Raw genomic sequence first — 3,139 nt, 5'->3', positions numbered from 1 at the left:
GGCCAGCGCCGCGGCGCTGGCGCGGCAGCGCCCCGGCATCGCGCCCGATCTGCTGGCCGGCGAGCCCGCCGCCGAGAACCTGCTGCGTCTCACCGCCGAGGCGCCGCCCGAGCGTGGCGTCGCCGGCGCCCGCGCCGCCATCGCCCGCAGCCGGCGGATCGAGCAGCTGCTGCCGGAGAGGAACTGACGCCATGGACAGCCCCAGCATCGTCGGCCTGTCCGGGCAGCTGGCGCTGCGCCAGCAGCTCGACGTCACCGCCAGCAACCTGGCCAATGCCAGCACCACAGGCTTCCGCGGCGACCGCACCCTGTTCCAGAGCCATGTCAGCCGCCTCGCCGTGCCGGGGCGCGAGGTGGCCTTCGTGCAGGACCGCGCGACCTATGTCGACACCCGCCAGGGCGGCATCGCCCAGACCGGCAATCCGCTCGACCTGGCGATCGACGGCGATGCCCATCTGGCGGTCGAGCGGCCGGGCGGCGCCCGCGGCTACACGCGGGACGGCCGGCTGAAGATCAGCGCCGACAACACCCTGACCGACAGTGCCGGCCGCCCGGTGCTGGGCGAGGATGGCGGTCGCATCACGCTGCCCGACGCCGCCTCCCGCCTCGAGATCCGCGCCGACGGCACCATCCTGGTCACGCTCGAGGGCGGCCGGGCCGAGCCGGCCGGCCGTATCGGCCTGTTCCGCGGCTCCGATCCGCGCGCCCTCCGCAAGGCCGGCGACGGCCTGCTCGAGATCGCCGATGCGGCGCCGGCGCCGCCGGGCGCGGCGCGGCTGGTGCAGGCCGCGCTCGAGGCCTCCACCGTCCAGCCGGTGCAGGAGCTGGCCAATCTCACCCTGCTGCAGCGCGCCTATGACAGCCTGCAGCAGGCGGTCAGCGAGGATGACAGCCGGCTGCGCCGGATGATCGAGACCATCGGGCGGCCGTGAGCATGGCCGCAATCCCCTCCCGCGACGAAGGAGTTCCCCCATGCGCGCCATGAGCATCGCGGCCACCGGCATGCAGGCCCAGCAGACCAATGTCGAGGTCATCGCCAACAACATCGCGAACGTCTCGACCACCGCCTTCACGCGCCGCAAGGCGGAGTTCCAGGACCTGATCTACCAGTCCACCGAGCGCGTCGGCTCCGCCTCCTCCGAGGCCGGAACACTGCTGCCGGTGGGCACCCAGGTCGGCCTCGGCGTGCGCAACTCGGCGGTCAGCCGCATCACCCTGCAGGGCTCGCTGACCGAGACCGGCAACCGCTACGACCTGGCGCTGGAGGGGCGCGGCTATCTCGGCATCACCCTGCCGGACGGCACCATGGCCTATACCCGTGACGGCAGCCTCAAGCTCTCCAACGAGGGCCAGCTGGTGACCAGCGAGGGCTATCCGGTGGAGCCCGCGATCAATGTCGCGGCCGATGCCAAGGATGTCACGATCAACCAGGCCGGCGAGGTGATCGTCACCGAGGCCAATGGCCAGCAGCGCAATGCCGGCCGGCTGAACCTCTTCATGTTCGCCAACGACTCCGGCCTCGAGGCGATCGGCGGCAACAAGTTCCTGGAGACCGAGGCCTCCGGCCAGCCCAACCAGGGCCTGCCCTCCGATCCCGGCTACGCCAAGGTGCGGCAGGGCTATCTCGAGGCCTCGAACGTCAATGTGGTGCAGGAGATCACCCAGCTGATCGCCGCCCAGCGCGCCTACGAGATGAACTCGAAGGTGATCGAGGCGACCGACCAGATGCTGCAGACCGCCAACAACGTGCGCTGAGGCCGGGCCCGATGCGTCCCCTGCTCCTGGCGCTGCCGCTCCTGGCGCTGCCGCTCTCCGCCCCGTCCGCCGCGGCGCGCGAGGTCTGGCACGCGGCCCGCCCGCTGCTGCCGGGCGACATCCTGCAGCCGCAGGACATCGAGGCGCTGGCGCCGCGCCGCGACCGCGCCGATCTGGTCGAGGCGGAGCGCGAGGTCATCGGCCTCGAGGTCAAGCGCCGCGTCCGCGCCCAGGTGCCGCTGAGCGCCCGCGACATCGGCGAGCGCGCCCTGGTGCGCGCCGCGCAGCCGGTCCGCGTCTTCTGGAAGAGCGCCGGCGTCTCGCTGGAGCTGGAGGGCCGGGCCCTGGAGGCCGGGGCGCTGGGCGAGGCGGTGCGCGTCCACAATCCCGGCAGCAACCGCACCTTCCGCGCCCTGGTGGTGGCGGAAGGCACGCTGGAGGTGCGCGCCGCGCCATGAGCCAGTTCCCCCGCCCCCCGGTCTTTCGCCCCCCGGTCTTTCGTCCATCGGTCTTTCGTCCATCGGCCTTCCGCCCCTCGGCCCTGCGCCTCCCGGCCCTGTTGCCGCTCGCCCTGCTCGGCCTGGCCGGCTGCGACACGCTCGGCCATATCCAGCGGCCGCCGCCGATCTCGGCGCCGGGCGAGATCGGCGGGGCGCCGGCCACGGCGCCGGACAGCCCGCTCGAGGTGGCCAACCGTTCGCGCCCGGATGCGGGCGGCCCGGCCATGGCCGGATCGCTCTGGCGCCCCGGCAGCCGCACCTTCTTCCGCGACCAGCGCGCCCGCACGGTGGGCGACCTGCTGACCGTCGAGATCGAGATCGACGACAGCGCCCAGTTCGACAACAAGACCGAGCTCGAGCGCGAGAGCGCGCAGTCGATGCGGATGCCCTTCCTCTTCGGGCTGCAGGGCGTGCTCGGCCGCGCCTTCGGCGGCCAGCTCGATCCCGCCCTGGAGCTGGGCGGCGGCAGCACGGCCAACGGCAGCGGCAAGATCCGCCGCAACGAGAAGATCCGCCTGCAGGTGGCGGCCACCGTGGTGCGGGTGCTGCCGAGCGGCAATCTGGAGATCGCCGGCTCGCAGGAGATCCGCGTCAACAACGAGCTGCGCGAGCTGCAATTGCGCGGCTTGGTGCGGCCGGAGGACATCCGCCCGAACAACCGCATCGCCTCGGAGAAGATCGCCGAGGCGCGCATCGCCTATGGCGGGCGCGGCGTGTCGAGCGACCTGCAGCGGCCGCGCTGGGGCCAGCAGGTGATCGAGCGCGTGATCCCCTACTGATCTCCCCGCCTTAACCTCCTCTCGCCGGATCTCCTCACATCGGGCCGGGCAACCGGTCGCGATAGTCGAGGATGGCCTCGCGCAGCGCCTCGGCCACCGGCAGGC

5 protein-coding genes are annotated in these 3,139 nt (G+C 72.8%); all 5 read left to right on the top strand.

Going from position 1 to position 3,139, the window contains the following annotated elements; genetic code table 11:
• The coding region (locus ACVMLK_RS20435) for a hypothetical protein (protein ID WP_457487464.1) at nucleotides 1–187 on the top strand (187 nt) is incomplete at its 5' end.
• A 4-nt stretch (nucleotides 188–191) separates the two neighbouring features.
• Complete coding sequence (gene flgF / locus ACVMLK_RS20430) at nucleotides 192–932, top strand: flagellar basal-body rod protein FlgF (RefSeq protein ID WP_422926039.1); 741 nt, start codon at nucleotides 192–194, stop codon at nucleotides 930–932.
• Between the two features lie 40 nt (nucleotides 933–972).
• Entirely contained in the window at nucleotides 973–1,755 is a 783-nt protein-coding gene (gene flgG / locus ACVMLK_RS20425) for a flagellar basal-body rod protein FlgG (RefSeq protein WP_422926037.1), read from the top strand.
• Between the two features lie 11 nt (nucleotides 1,756–1,766).
• Nucleotides 1,767–2,213 carry a flagellar basal body P-ring formation chaperone FlgA gene (gene flgA, locus ACVMLK_RS20420; protein ID WP_422926035.1) on the top strand — a complete coding sequence of 149 codons (447 nt, stop codon included), beginning with the start codon at nucleotides 1,767–1,769 and terminating at the stop codon, nucleotides 2,211–2,213.
• Nucleotides 2,210–3,034, top strand: a complete 825-nt coding sequence (locus ACVMLK_RS20415) for a flagellar basal body L-ring protein FlgH (protein ID WP_422926033.1) — start codon at nucleotides 2,210–2,212, stop codon at nucleotides 3,032–3,034. Before flgA ends, ACVMLK_RS20415 begins: the two co-directional genes overlap by 4 nt.
• Nucleotides 3,035–3,139: the final 105 nt, after the last annotated feature.

The sequence above is a fragment of the Teichococcus aerofrigidensis genome (assembly GCF_054073225.1).
This window is presented reverse-complemented; position numbering and strand designations above follow the sequence as displayed.